This is a genomic window from Moraxella sp. CTOTU48717 (assembly GCF_032057165.1).
GTDB classification, from domain to species: domain Bacteria; phylum Pseudomonadota; class Gammaproteobacteria; order Pseudomonadales; family Moraxellaceae; genus Faucicola; species Faucicola tetraodonis.
The window spans coordinates 66,083-84,553 of sequence record NZ_DAMBBC010000004.1 but is presented as its reverse complement, the minus strand read 5'-3'; the positions used below and the strand labels follow the sequence as shown (position 1 = coordinate 84,553).

Sequence of the window (18,471 nt, the reverse complement as noted above, 5' to 3'; positions counted from 1 at the left end):
ACTGACTCACTGCCACTTACTCTCACTCACTACCAACGCTTGGAATAGAGCCATCAGGATTTATAGTGCGTTTTTGGGCATTTTCTGGGGTAGTATAAAGATTGCGCTCGTTAATGGTATCGCTTTTTAGCTGGTCATTACCAACCGCGTCCCTACCAAGGGTATGTTCATTGACATTATCGTCAAACGCTTGTCCCGGTTGGTTACGACGATCGACGAACTCGGCAGACTTATCGCCTAAGTTAACGTGTTTGGTTTGTGCTTCTGGTGAATTCATGGTCATTCCTTTTTGGGTATCAACGCAATAAAATGCTTAAACCTAACTTAATGATATCGAAAATTAGTGATCTCGGTCGATATCTACACTACCATCTGATAACGTATGAAGTGAATTTTCTGCATTGAGATTGGCTTGGGCAGTTTGCTGTAATTTCTGCGCCTCTTCCTCAGAAATACGTGCCACATTTTCATCCGATAATTCGCCCTTCACCACGTCTTCTGCGGATTGGACTTTCACCGCCGCTTGTGGGGTATTATCAAAAATATCGGGCGTTTCCATTGACGGTGACATGCCTGTGGTTAATCCATCACCCGATTGGTGGGTGACACTGTCTTCTACTATGACGGCTTGCGGGGTCACAGCGACACCTGTTTTTGGATCTACAATTTCTACGTTATTCTCTAGATTATTTTGCATTTTTTATTCCTTTAATTAATTGTTATCGCTCAATAAGTTATTATTTTTATAAGTTGAGCTGTATAAATTAGTCAATCAAAACTGAATGATTAAAAGCTTAGTATTCAAAAGCTTAACAATTAAAATCCTAGTGGTTGTCAGTACGCAATGAGTCGTCAATAAACGGGGTGTTTTCATTTTGATCTAAGTCTTGTGGTTCACCTTTCACGCTATTTTGCTTGTCCAAATTTTCTGATAATTGACTGGGATCCACATTTTCTGTCGCTTTTTGAATCTCGGTTTGGTTGCTTGGTTGATTCTGTGATTGGTTTTGTGCTTGATTCTGTGACATGGTAATTTTCCTTATGTTTTTTATTAGTACCAATTCAAGTCAAAGATTTTAATCAAAGACTTTTAAATAGAACGCGATTAAATTTATGTAAAAAAAATAGCCAATTCAATCGCTTTTATACTTATAATTTCATGATTTGATAGTAGCAAATAAAGGCGGTTAGTGATAAGTATTCGCGTAACAAGCTGTTATCACTATGTGATAAGTGTTTAGCTGTGTGAAATTTTGGCAGATTTATTACCATTCGGTAAATTTTGGACGTTGGGTGTAAATCAACGCGGTCATCAACAAAAAAACCGCCATCTTCTATAGATAGCGGTGCAATTAACTCAAAACTCGTGACTAGCAAAATTAGCTTTTTCTGGTGATTTTGGTTAATAAATAATCTTGTGCCGAGAATGCTGTTTCACCTTCACCAGGGGTAATCGCTCGCCATGTACCTTTGGCATCAAGCTCCCATGCATTGACATTGTCTTTGAGATAATTGTGCAAATCTTCCATAATGCGTTTAAAGACGATGGGGTCTTCAATGGGGAAAGCCACTTCAACACGGCTAAATAAATTGCGATCCATCCAGTCTGCACTGGCGCAATATAAACGGTGGGTGCGTTTGCCATTAGCATTGGGATTTTGATGCCCATTGGCAAAATAATACACGCGGGTATGCTCCAAAAAACGCCCGACGATAGAGCGCACGGTGATATTGTCGGATACGCCGGGTAATTGCGGACGAATACAACACATAGACCGTATAATCAGATTGATTTTAACGCCTGCTTGCGATGCTTCATATAGCTTGTCAATCAGTAATTTTTCGGTCATCGCATTGACCTTGATGATAATGTGCGCCTCTTTGCCTGCTTTGGCATGGGCAATTTCGTTGTCAATAAAGCCCATGAGTCTGTCATGTAAGGTGAAGGGGGCATGCAGTAGTTTTTGCACTTTGGCTGGCTTGCCCATGCCTGTGAGTTCGTTAAAGATTTTATGCACATCTTCGGTGATTGCTTCATTGGCGGTGAATAAACCATAGTCGGTATAAGCTTTGGCATTGCCCGCATGGTAGTTGCCTGTGCCCAAATGCACATAGCGGCGGATTTTATCTTCCTCACGGCGCACAATCATCATCAGCTTGGCGTGGGTCTTGTAGCCTACGATGCCATACACCACCACTGCCCCAGCCTGCTGCAGAAAGTTTGCTACTTCAATGTTGGATTTTTCATCAAAGCGCGCACGCAGCTCAATCACCGCGGTGACTTCTTTGCCTTTACGCGCAGCTTCAGCCAACGCTTGGACAATTTCAGAATTTGTCCCTGAGCGATAAAGGGTCTGTTTGATGGCTAATACATGGGGGTCATTGGCGGCTTGGCGCAAAATGTTGACCACAGGTGAAAACGAATGAAACGGATGATGCACCAATACATCTTGCTTACGAATGGCATGAAATACGTTTTCATTTTTATCCAAGCTATCACGGCGAAACGCTTTGGGAATGGCATGATTAAACGACTGATAACGCAAATTTGGGATTTTAAAATCAAACAACAAACGCGTCAGATTGACAGGACCATTGACACGGTATAGTTGCTCTTGGCTTAAACCAAACTCATCAAGTAGATAATCCACCATCGGCTGTGGGCAATAGGTGGTCACTTCTAAGCGCACTTTGGCACCAAATCGACGGTTCTCTAACTCACCTTCCAACGCTTTCGCCAAGTCTTCGACATCATCCGATAAATCTAAATCGGCGTTACGCGTCAAACGAAATTGGTGGCAGCCTGTGACCGTCATGCCAGGGAATAAGTCTTCGATATGCCCGTGAATCACTGCGGTGAGCATGATGTGATGTTCTTTACCGCCTGTCAGTTCATTGGGTAAGCGAATAACCCGCGGTAAGCTTCGGGGTGCAGGGACAATCGCCATGTTAATATCGCGACCAAAGCCATCTTTGCCCTCTAAGCCCACCATAAAATTCAAGCTTTTATTCACCAATCTAGGAAAAGGATGTGCAGGGTCAATACTAATCGGCGTCAGCACGGGCGCGACTTGCTCAGCAAAGTATTTTTTTACCCAGGCGGCTTGCTCTGGGGTCAATTCATCACGTTTTAGGTAGCGAATGTCTTGCTCCGCCAGTGCAGGCAGAATTTCATCATTTAAAATACGGTATTGCTTATCCACGGCATGATGGGCGATTTCAGAAATATATGACAAAACCTTACTGGGACGCATACCATCGATGCTGCTCACCACATCGCCCATTTGTACTTTTTGCATCAAGCCCGCGACACGGATTTCAAAGAATTCATCTAAATTGGATGAAAAAATGATCAAGAAAAACAGTCGTTCAAGCAGTGGGTGGCGAGGATTGGTAGCTTGGGCGAGTACCCGCTGATGGAACTGTAACAGTGACAATTCACGATTAAAATACAGCTCGCTATCGTCTTGTTGATATTCAAACACGTTTGGGTAGCAAATGCTGTTAAATCCTAGTATCGGATTAATTTCTGATACATGCTCTTCGCTAGTTTGGTCTTGTTTGGCAGTGTTTGGCATAGCACAGTCCTTTTATGGTCAAGCATTTTTAACAGTGTAAAGTTAACAATGTAATGATAAGCGTGTAATGATACATGAGTTTCTTCACTATTCCGTGTCGGGCAAATCTGCCGCACCCATGCGCCGTAGAATAATTTGGGTTTTGTTAAGCAGACGTCGGTCATTACGGTTGTCTTCAAAATATTTGGGATTAGGTAGCATAGCAATCAAAGATGCGGCTTGTCGCTTTGTCAAATGCGCTGCCGACTTATGATAGTAGTGCTGAGCGGCTGCTTCAATGCCATAGACGCCTTTGCCAAACTCTGCGACATTGAGATAAGCAAGCAAAATCCGCTCTTTGGTCCACATATTTTCAATCATCAAGGTAATTAACGCTTCTTCGCCTTTGCGAAAATACGAGCGATTGGGGTATAAAAATAAATTCTTGGCAAGCTGTTGGCTAATGGTTGAGCCGCCCGCGCTGATAGCCCCCGCTTTTTCATTTTTCTTAATCGCATTCTCAATGCCCTGCACATCAAAGCCAGCGTGATTGACAAAGTTGGCATCTTCGCTGGCAATCGCCGCCCGTTTTACATTCACCGAAATTTGATTATCATCCACCCAGGTCTGACTGACAGGGGCAAAATTGCCCAAGCGATACAGTATCATGAACATGCTGTTGTTGATAGGCTGGGTTTTCCAGACAACCAATAAGGCTGCAACTATTACATGAAACGCAACAAAACAGGCAATGACTATGAGCAAAATACGCTTGACCCAGCCGCCAAACCCAATACCACGGTTGGTGGGTGGTAAAGCTGTGTTGACAGGTTTGGGCTTTATCGACATTTTGGTAGCAGTTTTTTTGGTAGCGGGTTTGGTCACGGTGTATTCCTAACGGCGGGGGCAAAAAGCAGCGATGGCTTAAGCTAAAAATATAACGTATTATGGCATTTTTGGCTATATGCTAAGGCAGAATATGTCCGACTTCGACGCCCAAAACATGACAAATCCGCACAATCACATGATGGGTGAGCCGACTACTTGGCGATTATATGGCACAGTGGGCTGTCATCTGTGTGAAATCGCTGAAAGCTTATTGCGTCAAGCACAAGCCGTTGCCGATATACGCTGGCAGTCGATTGATATTGCCGAGTTACCAGAACAAGAGATGCTGGAATTTGCTGATAAAATACCTGTGCTAGTCACCGCTACCAAGACCTTATATTATCCTTTTTCCATCATGGATATTATGGCGTTAAGCTGAAAAGCCAATATAGATTATTGGCATAATATTAAAAATTTAATTCATTATGTCTTGGCAGATTTTTTTTATAATCAACTCCTTAACGCTTATTGCCCATTGTTCGCATCGCAATCTGATAAATCGCAACCTAATAATCCTTATGCGTATTATTTTAAAAGCATAGCTAGCCCCTTTGCAAAGGACACACCATGAAAGACTTATCCAAAATGACGCATATCGAAGACTTACGCCGCGTGGCCGAGCGTAAAGTGCCGCGTATGTTTTATGATTATGTAGACTCTGGGTCGTGGACGCAGACGACCTATTACAATAATGAAACCGATTTTGACCGTATCAAATTACGCCAAAAAGTGCTCCGCAACATGGATGGACGTAGCCTAGCCACCACTATGATTGGTCAACCTGTCACCATGCCGGTGGCCATTGCACCCACGGGATTTACTGGGATGATGTGGGCAGATGGCGAGATGCATGCGGCGCGGGCAGCAGAAAAATTTGGTATCCCCTTTTCGCTATCCACCATGAGTATCTGCTCGATTGAAGATGTCGCCACCCATACCACGGCGCCTTTTTGGTTTCAGTTGTATGTGATGCGCGACCGTGAATTTATGAAAAATCTCATCGCCCGTGCCAAAGCAGCCCATTGCTCGGCATTGATTTTGACCGCAGATTTACAAGTGCTAGGACAACGACACAAAGACATTAAAAATGGCTTGTCTGCCCCACCCAAGCCTACTATCACTAACCTACTAAACCTCATGACCAAGCCTGAATGGTGCTTGCATATGCTCGGCACCAGACGTCATACCTTTGGCAACATCGTCGGACATGTCAAAGGCGTGGAAAACATGTCATCGCTGGGTGCTTGGACGTCGCAGCAGTTTGACCCGACGTTAAGCTGGGATGATGTGGCATGGATCAAAGACTTATGGGGTGGCAAGCTTATTATCAAAGGCATCCTTGACCCTGATGATGCTGTGATGGCGGTACGCAGTGGCGCCGATGCGATAGTAGTGTCAAATCACGGCGGACGTCAGCTTGATGGCGCGGCATCGAGTATTTCAATGCTGTCAGATATCGTACAAGCCGTACAAGCAGAAAGTGGCACCCATGCCACTAGCTGCGAGATTTTCTTAGACAGTGGCGTACGCTCAGGTCAAGATGCGCTCAAAGCCATTGCCCTTGGCGCAAAAGCCGCCATGATTGGTCGGGCATTTTTGTATGGCTTGGGGGCGTATGGCGAGGACGGTGTGCGCCGCGCGCTTGAAATTATCTACAACGAGATGGACATCAGTATGGCATTTGGTGGCTATACCAATATCCAACAGGTGAGCAAAGATATTCTCATCAAAGGCACGTATGAAGACTTGCTGACTCGTCCCTTCATTGTGCGAGAGCGTACTTAGTTGACCGTAGCAAACAGAAGGACGGATGTTAAGTGTTTGTGCACTTTGCCCGTCCTTTTGCTAACCTCTTGTTAACAGCTTTTTTTAAAGCTGATTTTAAAGCTTAGGTAATTGTTTTTGAAGCAGGCTTGCATCCATTTCCCGCGCTTCAAAACCCTGCGCTTCTCTCCAGCCTGCTTCATCACCAAAGTACAAGCGATTAAATTGTTCATCACGATAAAACCGCATGGGCTGACCATTGTCGCCTTGAATCACAAAATTTTGTACAACTTCGCGAAATTTGGCACGGATATTGGCTTCATTGTGGTCGCTTGCAAGCGTCGGGGTGATGATATAAGCCAAATCGCTGTAAAGCTCGGGGCTTAACTGTCTAAACACCGCCTTGTTCTCAAGTAACTTGTGGACGATACGCTTCATATCCTTCAAACCAATCGTGCCTTCATGAAGTTCAAGAAACATCATTTTGATTGCCTCAATGTGTATCAGTATGTATCGCCAAAAAAATGCTAGGGTAACGATTAGCAGTTGAAAAATTAGTGGTTTAACGATTAGTAGTATAACCCTTAAAAAATACGTGCGTTCTCTACCTTCTTTTGGCTTAGGATAAAAAATAATTCGCTACCCTGTCTGGGCTTAATTGAATTATAGCAAGGCGCCAGTGTATCAATGGTGAAAAACTGCTGAAACAATGTTTCATATTCTTGCTTGTCGCCACCAAACGGTGGATTGCTTTCAAAATGCTTATCTAGCAACAAGCCCACCAATTTACCCGTGGGTTTGAGGAGCTTTTGCATTTGCTTGGCATAATCGCTGCGTCTACTGGGGTCAATCGCGCAAAAAAACGTCTGCTCAATAATATAATCAAACTGATACTGCGCAGGGTCTAAGCCAAAAAAATCCGCTTGTAGCAAGTGCGTTTTGGGAAAACTGGGATAGCGCTTGGCAAAATTATCCAAAGGGAGATTGGCAAAATCCACCACATAAACATGGCTAAAACCTTGTTCGTGAAGATAGCCTGCTTCGTAGGCGTTGCCCGCCCCAGGGATTAAAATCTGCACCGATTTACTCACGCCGTTGTCGAGTAAATGCTCGATATAGGCTTGCAGGGGTGGCGAAATTTTACCGATGTCCCACCCAGTATAGCCATTATCATAGCGTTTTTGCCAAAATTCGGCGTCGTTGACCGAGTGTTCAGTTAGCGTGTTGTTATCTTCTATGATTGCTGCTCCTGATAGTTTTTTAGGCTTTTCGAATGGTTAAAATTTGCTCGCTACGACCAAATGCGCCGTGTGCGTCATGTAGCACGCTACTGGTCAGACCCACGCCATCGCTCCCAAATTGTTGCACAGTCTCAAGTCCCAGCCAACGCCCAACAGGCATACGGTGCAGATGGATTTGCAAATCTAAATTGGGGAAAAACCATTCAATGGTATTGGGTTGGTGAATACGCGGTACCACGCCATTGGCGGTATCGACCATCCCCATCAAATGCACAAAGTCGGATGTGGGCTGTACTTCGCCGTTTTCTTCGACCATGTCGATATCGGTATTGATCCACACGATGCCGTCGCCTTGGCGGTTGTCGGGGTCAGCTTTAAGATAAATACTGTCAATATAGCCACCACCCCAATGCTTCATACCGTCCCAGTTCGGGTAGCTTTCTGGATGACCGATTCGCTCATCTTCAAGCCCTGCAATCTCTGATGTATCACTGGTTTGCATACGCCACGCGCGGGCAACGATACAGGTTTTGCCATTGGCTGCCATGGTGGTTTCGATCAGTTCGATAGTGCGACCCGGACGGATGATGTGGGTGGTCACGCTAACATCGCCAAAATGAATCAGCCCAAAAATATCTAGACTGATGCGCCCGATACGCATGTCACTGCGCGGTTTGAATTGTTCAAGCTCGTAAGCTAACAGTCCTGTCGCTGCCGCCATGTGTTGTTCGTTATCATTCCATGCGCCTTGGCAGTGGATATTGCAGCGGTAGTTTGATGTGGTGATATCATCGGTCATGGTGCGGTCAAGCAGTGTGTAATAGGTATTGCCCATAAAGTTCCCTTTTTTGCTTAAAAATTGGTTGTGCCTAGAAATTGGTTATAAATAGAAATTGGTTGTGCCTAAAAATTGGTTGTGCCTAAAATTGCTAAAAAATTGTAGCACATTGGCTATCGGCTATTGGTGGAATTTTTGCAAAGTTGCCGCCATGACAACCCGCCAAACTTCGCACTTGCTTAGCATACACCCGATTTGCATCCGCCAACATCTATCCACCTTCTGCCAATAAATGAGTTTGAAATGCTTAACGATTAGCCGCAAAAAGCCAGTATAATACGCGGATAATATAAAATTTTTTCCTATATTTTGACACTGTCTTATATTTTGATATTCGCCTGTATTTTGACACCCTATTTTAACAACATAAAGATAAGTAATCCTATGACTGCAACTGCCCTACTTGATACCGATCACATCAACACCGAAAAGCCGCCGTTTATCTTGGTGGACGGCTCATATTATATGTTCCGCAATTTTCACGCCTTGCCTGTCACCATGCAAACCACCCAAGGCTTGCACACCAACTCCATCCGCGGCACGCTCAACGCCCTCAAAAAACTGATGGAAAAATACCGCCCGACACACATGGCGGTGGCATTCGATACCAAAGCGCCCACCTTTCGCCACAAGCTTTCCCCCATTTATAAAGGCGACCGCCCAGAAATGCCCGCCGAACTTGCCGAGCAAATCCCTTACATTCACAAGATGATACAAGCGATGGGCATACCCCTCCTCGCCATTGAAGGCGTAGAGGCTGACGACATCATCGGTACACTCGCCCACCGTGCTTGCCTAGAAGGTCATCATGTCATCATCTCCACAGGCGACAAAGATATGTGCCAACTGGTCAATCCTTGCGTCATCGTGGAAAACAGCTTTGATGACAAGCGTTACGACATCGCAGGGGTCAAAGAAAAATTTGGCGTTGAGCCCCGTCAAATCATCGACTATCTCACCCTCATGGGCGACGCGTCGGATGGTATCAAGGGTGTCGCAGGCATCGGCGCAAAAACCGCGCAAAAACTGCTTGAGCAATACGACAGCATTGACAATATCCTTGCCAATGTCGACCAGTTAAAAGGCAAGCAACAACAAACCTTTTTGCAAAGCACCGACAGCATTGCGCTGGATAAACGCTTGGCGACCATCATCACCGACCTTGATATCGTGCCTGACTGGGAGACGTTGCGACTACCGAGTGACCCAAGTTTTAACATAGCAGAAAAACGCGCAATTTTTACCGAACTGGAATTTAAAAGTGAAATAGCGTCGCTCAATCATCCGTTTCACCCGTCCAATAACGGCAATTTTAAAGCCGCTGAGCCTGCTCAAAATGCTGTGGTGGAAGCGATTAAAACTAGCCAAGATAGCAAAAATACTGCCAACAAACAGTGGCATACTGTCACCAGCCAAGCCGATTTTGATACGTTAATCCAACGCCTTGGCGCATCAAAGCATTTTGTCATTGATACCGAAACCACCGATGTAAATTGGCAACATGCCGAGCTTGTCGGCTTATCGTTTGCGCTGCAGTCTCATGAAGCCTATTATGTACCTGTTGCCCACGTTGATGAGATGGGCAATCGGATTGAACAACTTGCCCGTGAGGATGTTTTAGCCCAGTTAAAACCGATTTTGCAAAATCCACAAATCGGCAAAATCGGTCAGCACTTAAAATATGACGCGCATATTTTGGCAAATTACCATATCGACTTAATCAACGAGCCGAGCAACTGGGCAATGGATACCATGCTTGCCAGCTATGTGATTAACGCTGTTGCTACCCGCCACGGTATGGACGACTTGGCACGCCACTATCTACACACCCAAACCATCACCTTTGAAGATGTGGCAGGTAAAGGCGCCAAGCAAATCACCTTTGACAAAGTCCCTTTAACCGTGGCAAGTGACTACGCCTGTGAAGACGCCGATATCACCTATCAGCTATTTGAACTGTTTAGCGAAAAACTCAACGCCGAACCGAACAACGCCAAGCTGCTGCATGAACTAGAAATCCCCGTTGCCCAAATCCTGTGCCAAATGGAGCATGATGGGATTTTGCTCAATAAAGCGTTTTTGGGGGAACTATCCGCGCGCTTTGATGAAAAAATCCAAGCACTTGAAACAGTCGCCTTTGCGCAAGCGGGCGAAACCTTTAACCTTGCCAGTCCAAAGCAGTTGGGTGAAGTGCTGTTTGACCGCTTAGGCATCACAGGCGGTAAAAAAACCAAAACCGGGCAATACTCCACCAGTGAAGCGGTGCTTGCCACCATCGACCATCCGCTAATTGAAACCGTGCTTGAGCATCGCAGTCTGTCTAAGCTTAAAAGCACCTACACAGACGCGTTGGCAAATGTGGCAGACAGCAACGACCGTGTGCATACCAGTTATCATCAAGCGTTGACGACCACAGGACGGTTGTCATCGACTGAGCCAAATTTGCAAAACATCCCTATTCGCACTGATACTGGGCGGCTCATTCGTGGCGCGTTCATTGCCCCCAAAGGTCGCAAAGTGCTATCAGCCGACTATTCGCAAATCGAGCTTCGGCTGATGGCACACTTTGCCAATGACCCTGTGCTCATCCGCGCGTTTCAGGAGGGGCATGACATTCACCGCGCCACCGCCGCTGAGATTTTGGGCAAGGCGTTTGATGATGTCACCAGTGAAGAACGTCGCCAAGCCAAAGCGGTCAACTTTGGGCTACTCTATGGCATGAGTGAATTTGGGCTTGCCAAGCAGTTGGGCTTTACTCGCCAGCAAGCGCAAGACTATATCAAGCTGTACTTTGCCCGCTACCCTACGGTACGTGCCTATATGCAAGCCACCCGCACGGCTGCCCAAAATCAAGGCTATATCACCACGATTTTGGGGCGTAAGCTATTTACCCCCGATATGCAGCACCCCAACCGCGGCGTGCGCCAAGCGGCAGAACGCGCGGCGATTAATGCGCCACTACAGGGCAGTGCTGCCGATATCATCAAACTTGCCATGATTGCGGTGAATGAGGTATTGCCCCAAGACCATGCCAAAATGCTATTACAGGTGCATGATGAGCTGGTGTTTGAAGCGGATGAGGATAAAGCCGAGGCGATTGCCGAGTTGATAAAAAACGCCATGCAAGAGGTGCTATCTAAGACAGCCAAAGATAAAGGCTGGGATGTGGATTTTGCGGTGCCGCTTGTGGTTGAAGTGGGCATTGGTGATAATTGGGATGAGGCGCATTAAGCTTTATTAGTAGTTGAGTAAACCGATTGGCTCAATCCGAATTTGTCAGTTATACTTTGAGAAAAGCGAATAAGGAGAGAGACATGGCGCAAATTGTTTTAACCCTTGATGATGAGGTACTTGAGCAAGTTTTGCACCAAGCCAAAGCGGAAAACTTGTCGTCTACTAGTTGGCTTGATAAGCTAATCAAACAACGTGTTGGTATGTTTAATCAGCCTAATAAAGTCAATTCTCACTGGTCGTCTGACGTGCAAGAACTAGCAGGAGCGTGGCAGGATTTTCCAACTTTGGAAGACATTCGCCTTTTTAAATAAGTTTTTTAAAGTTCATATGAAAACCCACAGATTTTGTGGGTTTTTTATTACGTTACAAATTATCTACTAAAACTTAAACGGTGCTTTACTCTATTTCGACGATTTAACGCTTCTGCTCGATATACCGAAAAGGTACGCAAAGCTAAACGTTTTGGCTTTTTGGCGGTTGGAGTTGAGCTTGAAAATGCCGAAAGTTCATTAATTGATTGAGCAAAAGCAGATTGTTCTGACTGTTGAAGTCGTCTTTCTAACTCATCTGCTGGTGTCGATTTAATCTCTTGAACAACGGCATTTAAGATTTCTTGATTAATCATCATGATATCCTGTAATTTATGCCAATTGATTTAACTATTAAGACATTCTTTGATAAAAATATCAATAGGCTTTTTGATAATGAACGCAGGAAAGGCATTTGCAAACGGTACTTTTCTTAAATTTGGTACTGATAAATTCATGCGACAAACAGTGAATTGTTGATTCGATACTCGTTCTAATATGTTAATAAAATCGTCCAACTTTGCACCATAAGTGGCTTCATCATATAAACCGATTGGATAAGCGTCTAAAAACGCTTCATATAACGCGATATCTCCCACAAAATCTAGTAATTCTTCTTCAGGAATATGTATTTCGCAATCAAATTGTACTAATGAACAATCTTGCTTTCTGTCGTATATATTGGCTTTATTTAAAGCAAAATCCCACCATTGTTTTGATAATTCTAAAGCGTTTTTTCGATTACTTTCATAGTTCCAAAAATATAATCCACTGCCCGCTTTACCAGAATTTTCTTGTGGCACAATAAATCCATTTTTATTGATATTTTTCGCATGGTATGCGGTTGTAGCGTGAATGCCTTTTAGTATGAGCAATTTTTATATCTCTTTCATAAAATACTATGTTTAAATAAATCGAATTAAATTCTCGCTTCTAATTTCAAAGGTAAAGATTTATTTATCCTACTTTGCGTTTTAAGAAATATTAACTTCCAAAACATAAATTGGTACTAACTTTTCTAACAGTTGCTGGCTGTTATTATCAGATTTGTAAGCTGTTCTATGGGTAATGTAATGCTCCTTTACTTTGGTCAATTTGGCACCAGAAGCAAAAACTACTTCTTTTTCATGTCCTTTATCAGTTCCTTTCTGTTTAAATACATAAACATTCGTTCTTGGGCTTAAAACTCTTAAAACCATTATATCTATTCTTTCATTATCATAAGCTTTACCACACCACTCAGCATTACGTAAGGCTACTTGCGGACAAAAAGTTGTAGATAAAGGTCTATCAGTAATTATTGTGTCAGTTGAATGATTATACCAATAACCACCATGAATTAGAGTCTGCCCTACACTTAATTTAATACCAATGTTATTAATTTCTTTATCAACATTAAAAACATTACAACGAGCATACCGATTTTGATAATTCCATAAAAATTGGGGTATTTTAGATGGCATATAACTTCGCCATACCTTGAAAACTTTACTTTTTTCAATTATGTCATCAATGGCAAATTCCAATTGATTATCTTCACCTTTATTCGCCATATACATAGCAGATTGCAAATGGTTTTCTAAAATAATTTGATAAATTGGAATACCACGAGTAACTAAGTTTAAATCGTAATTTGATTGCCTTATTTCATCTTGTGTGGCATTCCTATATTTTTGTAAAACAAGGTTTTCTTCAAAAATATTAAATAGTGGTAGATAGACATTCATAACTTTACCTTAATTGCAAAAAAAGGCATAACAAGACTCAATTATGCCTAATTTTTTCAAATAGACTTAAATTACAAACTTCTTAACTGCTCAATTTGTTTATGCATTTCGGCAAGTTGGCTATCCATCTCAGCTAGTTTCGCTTTCTCGCTTTCCACCACATTGGCAGGCGCTTTGCTCACAAAACTTTCATTAGAAAGCTTACTACGCAGACTTTCTGCTTGTTTAGTAAGCTTTTCTTGCGCTTTGGCAAGGCGATTAAGCTCCGCCGTTGGGTCAATCAAGCCTTTCATCGGCACGAGCACTTTTAACTGCCCGACCATACTCGATGACGACAACGGTAACTCTTTATCAGAGCCGTCACCCGCATTCACAATAGTCAGCGTATCGACTTTGGCAAGCGATTTGAACTGATTTTCAATACGGCTAAGACGGGCGGTTTCCTCATCGCTGATGTTATCAAGTAGCACAGGCAGACGCACCGCATTGCCAAGCTTCATTTCACCGCGGATGTTACGAATCGCCCCAATCAGCGCTTGTAGCCACGTCATGTCATGCTCAGTCTGTAGGCTGATTAGGCTATCATCCGCTGTTGGGAAAGCAGCAGTCATGATACTGTCAGTCGCTTTTTTATCGATGATAGGGGCAATGGTCTGCCAAATGCTCTCGGTGATATACGGCATAATCGGGTGGGTAAAGCGCATGGCGACTTCAAGGCAGTTGAGCAGCACATAGCGGATTTGGGCTTTACGCTCGGCACTCACCGACTCATCGTTTAAGCTCGATTTGGCAAGCTCGACATACCAGTCGCAGTATTCATTCCAGATAAACTCATAGATATCTTGGCTCACCAAGTCAAAACGGTACTGGCTCATGTGCTCATGGATGGCTTTCACCGTGGAGTTTAGACGGCTCATAATCCACTGCTCTGGCAATTCCCACAACTCAGTATTGGCGGTTTTGTCGATGTTTAGCGCATTGCCATCTTTATCGACACAGTTCATCAGCACAAAACGGGTGGCATTCCAAATCTTATTACAAAAATTGCGATTGCCTTCAATGCGCTTGAGGTCAAAATTGATATCACGTCCCGTACTGGCAAGCGACGTGAAAGTGAAGCGCAGTGCGTCCGTGCCAAACGCAGGGATACCGTCGGCAAATTCTTTGCGCGTGGCTTTTTCGATTTTTTGCGCGTCTTTGGGGTTCATAAGACCTGTGGTGCGTTTGGCGACTAGGGTTTCTAAATCAATGCCGTCAATCAGGTCAATCGGGTCAAGTACGTTGCCTTTGGATTTGGACATTTTTTGCCCTTGTCCATCACGCACCAAGCCATGCACATACACCGTCTTAAATGGCACTTGCGGGTTGCCGTCTTTGTCTTTGATAAAGTATAGGGTCATCATCATCATACGGGCAACCCAGAAGAAAATGATGTCAAAACCAGTGACCAATACGCTGGTTGGGTGGAAGGTTTTGAGTGCTTGGCTATAGTCGTCAAAGTTTAGCTCGCCTGTCCAATCAAGGGTGCTAAACGTCCACAATGCCGAGCTAAACCAAGTGTCTAGTACGTCACTATCTTGGCGCAGCGCTAGGCTATCAGCAAGGTGGTATTTTTGGCGGACTTCCGCTTCATCACGCCCGACATAGATATTGCCCTCGTCATCGTACCACGCAGGGATACGGTGTCCCCACCAAAGCTGACGGCTGATACACCAGTCTTGGATATCGCGCATCCACGCCATATACATATTTTTGTACTGGGCAGGGACAAACTCGGTGCGCCCGTCTTCCACCGCCTCGATGGCAGGTTTTGCCAGTTTTTCGATGGATACATACCATTGGTCAGTGAGCCACGGCTCAACGATGGTGTTACTGCGGTCGCCTTTGGGCACTTTTAAATCATGCGGTTTGATTTCTTCAAGCCAGCCTTCAGCCTCGCTTTGCTCAACCATTTTTTTACGCGCGGCAAACCGCTCAAGTCCTGCATACTCGCTTGGCGTGGTCTCAAGCTGTGGCTCTTTGGTTTGTAAATCAGTAAAAATCTGCATCTCTGGCAAGATATTCGCTGAATTATCAAAGATATTAATCATCGGCAAATTGTGGCGTTTGCCTGTTTCATAGTCATTAAAGTCATGGGCAGGGGTGATTTTGACACAGCCTGTGCCAAATTCCATGTCCACCGCTTTGTCATCGCCCACAATCGGCACAATGCGACCTGTAATCGGTAGCGTCACGGTTTGCCCGATAAGGTGCTGGTAGCGTGCGTCTTCTGGGTTCACGGCAACGGCAGTATCACCGAGCAAGGTTTCTGGGCGGGTGGTGGCAACGACAAGGTAATTTTTACCATCTTGGGTTTTGGCATTTTTGTCGGTCAAATAATAGCGAAAATGCCAGAGTGAGCCTTTCTCGTCATGATTTTCTACTTCCAAATCCGACAAGGCGGTTTGTAGCTTAGTATCCCAGTTGACTAGACGTTTACCGCGATAAATCAGTCCATCTTCGTACAGACGCACGAACACTTCTTTGACGGCATTGGACAACCCATCATCCATGGTAAAACGCTCACGGCTCCAGTCCACCGAGCTACCTAGACGGCGGATTTGGCGGGTGATGTTGCCACCGCTCTCGGCTTTCCACTCCCAAATCTTTTCAAGGAACTTTTCGCGCCCCAAATCATGGCGTTTGATGCCTTGGGCGTTCAATTGACGCTCAACGACCATTTGCGTGGCAATCCCTGCGTGGTCAGTGCCTGGTTGCCAGAGGGTGTTTTCGCCCAGCATTCGGTGATAGCGGGTGAGCGTGTCCATGATGGCATTGTTAAAGCCGTGCCCCATGTGCAGTGAGCCTGTGACATTCGGCGGTGGCAGGGCAATAGAAAACGATTGTTGTTTATCATAGCTTGGCTGAAAATAGCCTTTGTCTTCCCACACTTGGTACATGCCGTTTTCGACGTCGCTTGGGTTGTAAGCGTTTTCTAAAGACGTTAAGGCTTGGGCGATTTGATGTTGCGTGCTCATAGATGGTCAACTTTTGCAATAAAAAAGAAAGGAATGTCAAAAAGGTAATTAACGGATTTTACCGTAAATTGCCTAGATTGTAGAGTATTTTGTGGGTAAGATAGCGGTTGATAAAATAATAAATGGGTTAATAACTCGTAAGGTTTGCGTTATGCACTTAGAATCTCTAAAGATTAAGAACTTTCGGATTTTGGAAGATGTGACAATTGAGAAATTGGGTCATGTGAATTTGATTGTGGGGAAAAACAATTCGGGGAAAAGTACCGTTCTTGAAGCCTTAGCTTTGTTAGCAAGTGGGTTTAATCCTGAAGTAATGCTATTTATTTCAAATAATAGAAATGTATATCGTCATCTAAATACAAAAGACACAGAATCTAAGGTATTTTCAATTGAAAATATCATAAGTAAATCTAATGAGAACCCTTTTTTGAATTGGACTTATATTGGAAATCAAAGCCATTATTTAACTTTTGGTTATGTTAAGAATGGTAAAAATAATAATTTGGACATAGATAGAGAAAAAGGATATTCATTTACCTATTTTATTGATGATAGAAATTTTATGAACTTTGAAGTCAAAGCTATGAGTAATAGAGCTTTATTTATGGATATGTCCGAAAATTCACATCATATGAAAAAGAAAGCTTTTAATTTTGGTTATATCACTACTAATAACATTGACTTAAATTTGTTTGCTTCTTCATGGGATAAAATTGCATTAACAGATGATGAAAATTTAGTTTTGGAAATGCTTAAGTTGATTGATAGCGATATAACTAACTTGGCTTTTCTAAGTTTGGTGGATTCTGAAACAAGAATACCATTTGTTAGACTTAAAAATATTGAAAGAAGAATACCATTACATCAAATGGGTGATGGAATTTTCAGACTATTACAGATTATTTTAGAAATTCCAAAGTCAAAAAATAGTATCCTTTTAATAGATGAATTTGAAAACGGACTACATTACAGCGTTCAGCCCAAAGTTTGGGAACTTATCTTTGAACTCGCCCACCGCTTTAACATCCAAGTATTTGCCACTACCCACAGTTGGGACTGTATCGAAAGTTTTTCCCAAGTCGCCAAAGACCGCACCGACATGGAAGGCGTACTATTTCGCATGGGTCACAGCGTCCGCAAATCTGATAAAGGCAAACTTATCGCCACCGTATTTGATGAAGATGACTTATACAATCTAACCAAAATGAATATTGAGGTTAGATAATGATAAAGCACCTTATTGTTGAAGCAGAATCAGATAAATTATTTATCCAAACTTTTTTGCGTCATGAAAATCTAAACCTTCAATTAAACATTGACGTAGCAACACCCCAAGACCTTGAGCCAACCGCCTACACGACAAAACAAGCAGTATTGCAACAGCTGCCAAGGTTAGTAAAACTTTTAGAAACAGGACAAGTAAGCCATATTGGTATTTTGGTTGACATGGATTTTACTGATAAAACCGATATTAAAACCCAAAATCTACGGCAAATTAGCGAGCGATTAAACCCATTAGGATTTTATCAATTCCCACAACAAAATGATGAATTAGGTATTTATTTTGAAAATTTAGATTACGATAACCCAATTGGCGTTTGGCTAATGCCAAATAATCAAGATGAAGGCTATCTCGAAACTTGGATAAAAATGACGATGCCAACGAATGAACAAAATCATTTTGGACAAATCGAAAACTTTATCCATAGCCTTGGAACAAGCCATTTTAAAAATCCTACCACATCACTGGATAAAGCACGGATTTATACATGGCTTGCCACCCAATCAAAACCCACCCAAGATTTATCAAAAGCCTTGGCACTAGCTGACCCAAACACCGCTACCTACCAAAATTTTAAAAACTGGCTTATTACCACATTTGGATAAAGCAAAAAAC

The 18,471-nt window shown here is 43.5% G+C and carries 18 protein-coding genes; 6 read left to right on the top strand and 12 right to left on the bottom strand.

Features of this window, described 5'->3' with window-relative positions; translation table 11 throughout:
* Positions 1-22: 22 nt before the first annotated feature.
* The 5 genes from RT084_RS03950 to mtgA form a co-directional block, all read right to left on the bottom strand.
* A complete protein-coding gene (locus tag RT084_RS03950; RefSeq protein WP_312383889.1) occupies positions 23-277 on the bottom strand; it encodes a hypothetical protein in 255 nt (84 codons plus the stop codon).
* A 63-nt stretch (positions 278-340) separates the two neighbouring features.
* Positions 341-697, bottom strand: a complete 357-nt coding sequence (locus tag RT084_RS03945; RefSeq protein ID WP_312383887.1) for a hypothetical protein — start codon at positions 695-697, stop codon at positions 341-343.
* A 127-nt stretch (positions 698-824) separates the two neighbouring features.
* The gene (locus tag RT084_RS03940) at positions 825-1,028 is read right to left on the bottom strand and encodes a hypothetical protein (protein WP_312383886.1); all 204 of its coding nucleotides are present in this window, start codon (positions 1,026-1,028) and stop codon (positions 825-827) included.
* Positions 1,029-1,379: 351 nt separating this feature from the next.
* Complete coding sequence (gene ppk1 / locus RT084_RS03935; RefSeq protein WP_312383884.1) at positions 1,380-3,578, bottom strand: polyphosphate kinase 1; 2,199 nt, start codon at positions 3,576-3,578, stop codon at positions 1,380-1,382.
* An 87-nt stretch (positions 3,579-3,665) separates the two neighbouring features.
* Positions 3,666-4,406, bottom strand: coding sequence for a monofunctional biosynthetic peptidoglycan transglycosylase (gene mtgA / locus RT084_RS03930; RefSeq protein WP_409418402.1), 741 nt, complete (start codon positions 4,404-4,406; stop codon positions 3,666-3,668).
* Between the two features lie 130 nt (positions 4,407-4,536).
* On the opposite strand from mtgA, the gene RT084_RS03925 reads away from it, so the two are divergent.
* Complete coding sequence (locus tag RT084_RS03925; RefSeq protein ID WP_312383881.1) at positions 4,537-4,824, top strand: glutaredoxin family protein; 288 nt, start codon at positions 4,537-4,539, stop codon at positions 4,822-4,824.
* A 188-nt stretch (positions 4,825-5,012) separates the two neighbouring features.
* Positions 5,013-6,230: an alpha-hydroxy acid oxidase gene (locus RT084_RS03920; RefSeq protein ID WP_309592966.1), complete on the top strand. Its 1,218-nt coding sequence runs from the start codon at positions 5,013-5,015 to the stop codon at positions 6,228-6,230.
* A 96-nt stretch (positions 6,231-6,326) separates the two neighbouring features.
* Here the strand turns inward: RT084_RS03920 and RT084_RS03915 are convergent, their stop codons facing one another.
* The 3 genes from RT084_RS03915 to RT084_RS03905 all read right to left on the bottom strand — a co-directional run bounded on the left by RT084_RS03915 (position 6,327) and on the right by RT084_RS03905 (position 8,249).
* Positions 6,327-6,692 (bottom strand): hypothetical protein, encoded by a 366-nt coding sequence (locus RT084_RS03915; RefSeq protein WP_309592967.1) that lies wholly within the window; start codon positions 6,690-6,692, stop codon positions 6,327-6,329.
* Positions 6,693-6,793: 101 nt separating this feature from the next.
* Positions 6,794-7,447, bottom strand: coding sequence for a methyltransferase domain-containing protein (locus RT084_RS03910; protein WP_312383981.1), 654 nt, complete (start codon positions 7,445-7,447; stop codon positions 6,794-6,796).
* Between the two features lie 22 nt (positions 7,448-7,469).
* A complete protein-coding gene (locus RT084_RS03905) occupies positions 7,470-8,249 on the bottom strand; it encodes a thioesterase family protein (RefSeq protein ID WP_409418401.1) in 780 nt (259 codons plus the stop codon).
* Between the two features lie 423 nt (positions 8,250-8,672).
* Between RT084_RS03905 and polA the strand changes: the two genes are divergently transcribed.
* Both polA and RT084_RS03895 read left to right on the top strand, forming a co-directional pair.
* Positions 8,673-11,519 (top strand): DNA polymerase I, encoded by a 2,847-nt coding sequence (polA, locus tag RT084_RS03900; RefSeq protein WP_312383876.1) that lies wholly within the window; start codon positions 8,673-8,675, stop codon positions 11,517-11,519.
* A gap of 83 nt (positions 11,520-11,602) precedes the next feature.
* Positions 11,603-11,833, top strand: coding sequence for a hypothetical protein (locus RT084_RS03895; protein ID WP_099807592.1), 231 nt, complete (start codon positions 11,603-11,605; stop codon positions 11,831-11,833).
* Between the two features lie 59 nt (positions 11,834-11,892).
* Here RT084_RS03895 and RT084_RS03890 read toward each other — a convergent pair whose 3' ends face one another.
* From RT084_RS03890 to RT084_RS03875, 4 genes are all read right to left on the bottom strand, one after another.
* The gene (locus tag RT084_RS03890) at positions 11,893-12,147 is read right to left on the bottom strand and encodes a hypothetical protein (protein ID WP_099807591.1); all 255 of its coding nucleotides are present in this window, start codon (positions 12,145-12,147) and stop codon (positions 11,893-11,895) included.
* Positions 12,148-12,177: 30 nt separating this feature from the next.
* Positions 12,178-12,633: a hypothetical protein gene (locus RT084_RS03885; protein WP_157819353.1), complete on the bottom strand. Its 456-nt coding sequence runs from the start codon at positions 12,631-12,633 to the stop codon at positions 12,178-12,180.
* Between the two features lie 171 nt (positions 12,634-12,804).
* Positions 12,805-13,557, bottom strand: a complete 753-nt coding sequence (locus RT084_RS03880; RefSeq protein ID WP_099807589.1) for a hypothetical protein — start codon at positions 13,555-13,557, stop codon at positions 12,805-12,807.
* A gap of 71 nt (positions 13,558-13,628) precedes the next feature.
* Entirely contained in the window at positions 13,629-16,574 is a 2,946-nt protein-coding gene (locus tag RT084_RS03875; protein ID WP_312383872.1) for a valine--tRNA ligase, read from the bottom strand.
* Positions 16,575-16,725: 151 nt separating this feature from the next.
* Here RT084_RS03875 and RT084_RS03870 point away from each other — a divergent pair, with 151 nt between their 5' ends.
* Positions 16,726-17,799: an AAA family ATPase gene (locus RT084_RS03870; RefSeq protein WP_312383870.1), complete on the top strand. Its 1,074-nt coding sequence runs from the start codon at positions 16,726-16,728 to the stop codon at positions 17,797-17,799.
* Positions 17,799-18,461 (top strand): DUF3226 domain-containing protein, encoded by a 663-nt coding sequence (locus RT084_RS03865; protein WP_060995081.1) that lies wholly within the window; start codon positions 17,799-17,801, stop codon positions 18,459-18,461. The genes RT084_RS03870 and RT084_RS03865 overlap by 1 nt, the downstream gene beginning before the upstream one ends.
* Positions 18,462-18,471: the final 10 nt, after the last annotated feature.

What these genes read in the sequence shown, in the direction of transcription:
- RT084_RS03950 (WP_312383889.1), bottom strand. Translation starts at nt 277, where the DNA reads ATGAATTCACCAGAAGCACAAACCAAACACGTTAACTTAGGCGATAAG.
- RT084_RS03945 (WP_312383887.1), bottom strand. Translation starts at nt 697, where the DNA reads ATGCAAAATAATCTAGAGAATAACGTAGAAATTGTAGATCCAAAAACA.
- RT084_RS03940 (WP_312383886.1), bottom strand. Translation starts at nt 1,028, where the DNA reads ATGTCACAGAATCAAGCACAAAACCAATCACAGAATCAACCAAGCAAC.
- ppk1 (WP_312383884.1), bottom strand. Translation starts at nt 3,578, where the DNA reads ATGCCAAACACTGCCAAACAAGACCAAACTAGCGAAGAGCATGTATCA.
- mtgA (WP_409418402.1), bottom strand. Translation starts at nt 4,406, where the DNA reads ATGTCGATAAAGCCCAAACCTGTCAACACAGCTTTACCACCCACCAAC.
- RT084_RS03925 (WP_312383881.1), top strand. Translation starts at nt 4,537, where the DNA reads ATGTCCGACTTCGACGCCCAAAACATGACAAATCCGCACAATCACATG.
- RT084_RS03920 (WP_309592966.1), top strand. Translation starts at nt 5,013, where the DNA reads ATGAAAGACTTATCCAAAATGACGCATATCGAAGACTTACGCCGCGTG.
- RT084_RS03915 (WP_309592967.1), bottom strand. Translation starts at nt 6,692, where the DNA reads ATGATGTTTCTTGAACTTCATGAAGGCACGATTGGTTTGAAGGATATG.
- RT084_RS03905 (WP_409418401.1), bottom strand. Translation starts at nt 8,249, where the DNA reads ATGACCGATGATATCACCACATCAAACTACCGCTGCAATATCCACTGC.
- polA (WP_312383876.1), top strand. Translation starts at nt 8,673, where the DNA reads ATGACTGCAACTGCCCTACTTGATACCGATCACATCAACACCGAAAAG.
- RT084_RS03895 (WP_099807592.1), top strand. Translation starts at nt 11,603, where the DNA reads ATGGCGCAAATTGTTTTAACCCTTGATGATGAGGTACTTGAGCAAGTT.
- RT084_RS03890 (WP_099807591.1), bottom strand. Translation starts at nt 12,147, where the DNA reads ATGATTAATCAAGAAATCTTAAATGCCGTTGTTCAAGAGATTAAATCG.
- RT084_RS03880 (WP_099807589.1), bottom strand. Translation starts at nt 13,557, where the DNA reads ATGAATGTCTATCTACCACTATTTAATATTTTTGAAGAAAACCTTGTT.
- RT084_RS03875 (WP_312383872.1), bottom strand. Translation starts at nt 16,574, where the DNA reads ATGAGCACGCAACATCAAATCGCCCAAGCCTTAACGTCTTTAGAAAAC.
- RT084_RS03870 (WP_312383870.1), top strand. Translation starts at nt 16,726, where the DNA reads ATGCACTTAGAATCTCTAAAGATTAAGAACTTTCGGATTTTGGAAGAT.
- RT084_RS03865 (WP_060995081.1), top strand. Translation starts at nt 17,799, where the DNA reads ATGATAAAGCACCTTATTGTTGAAGCAGAATCAGATAAATTATTTATC.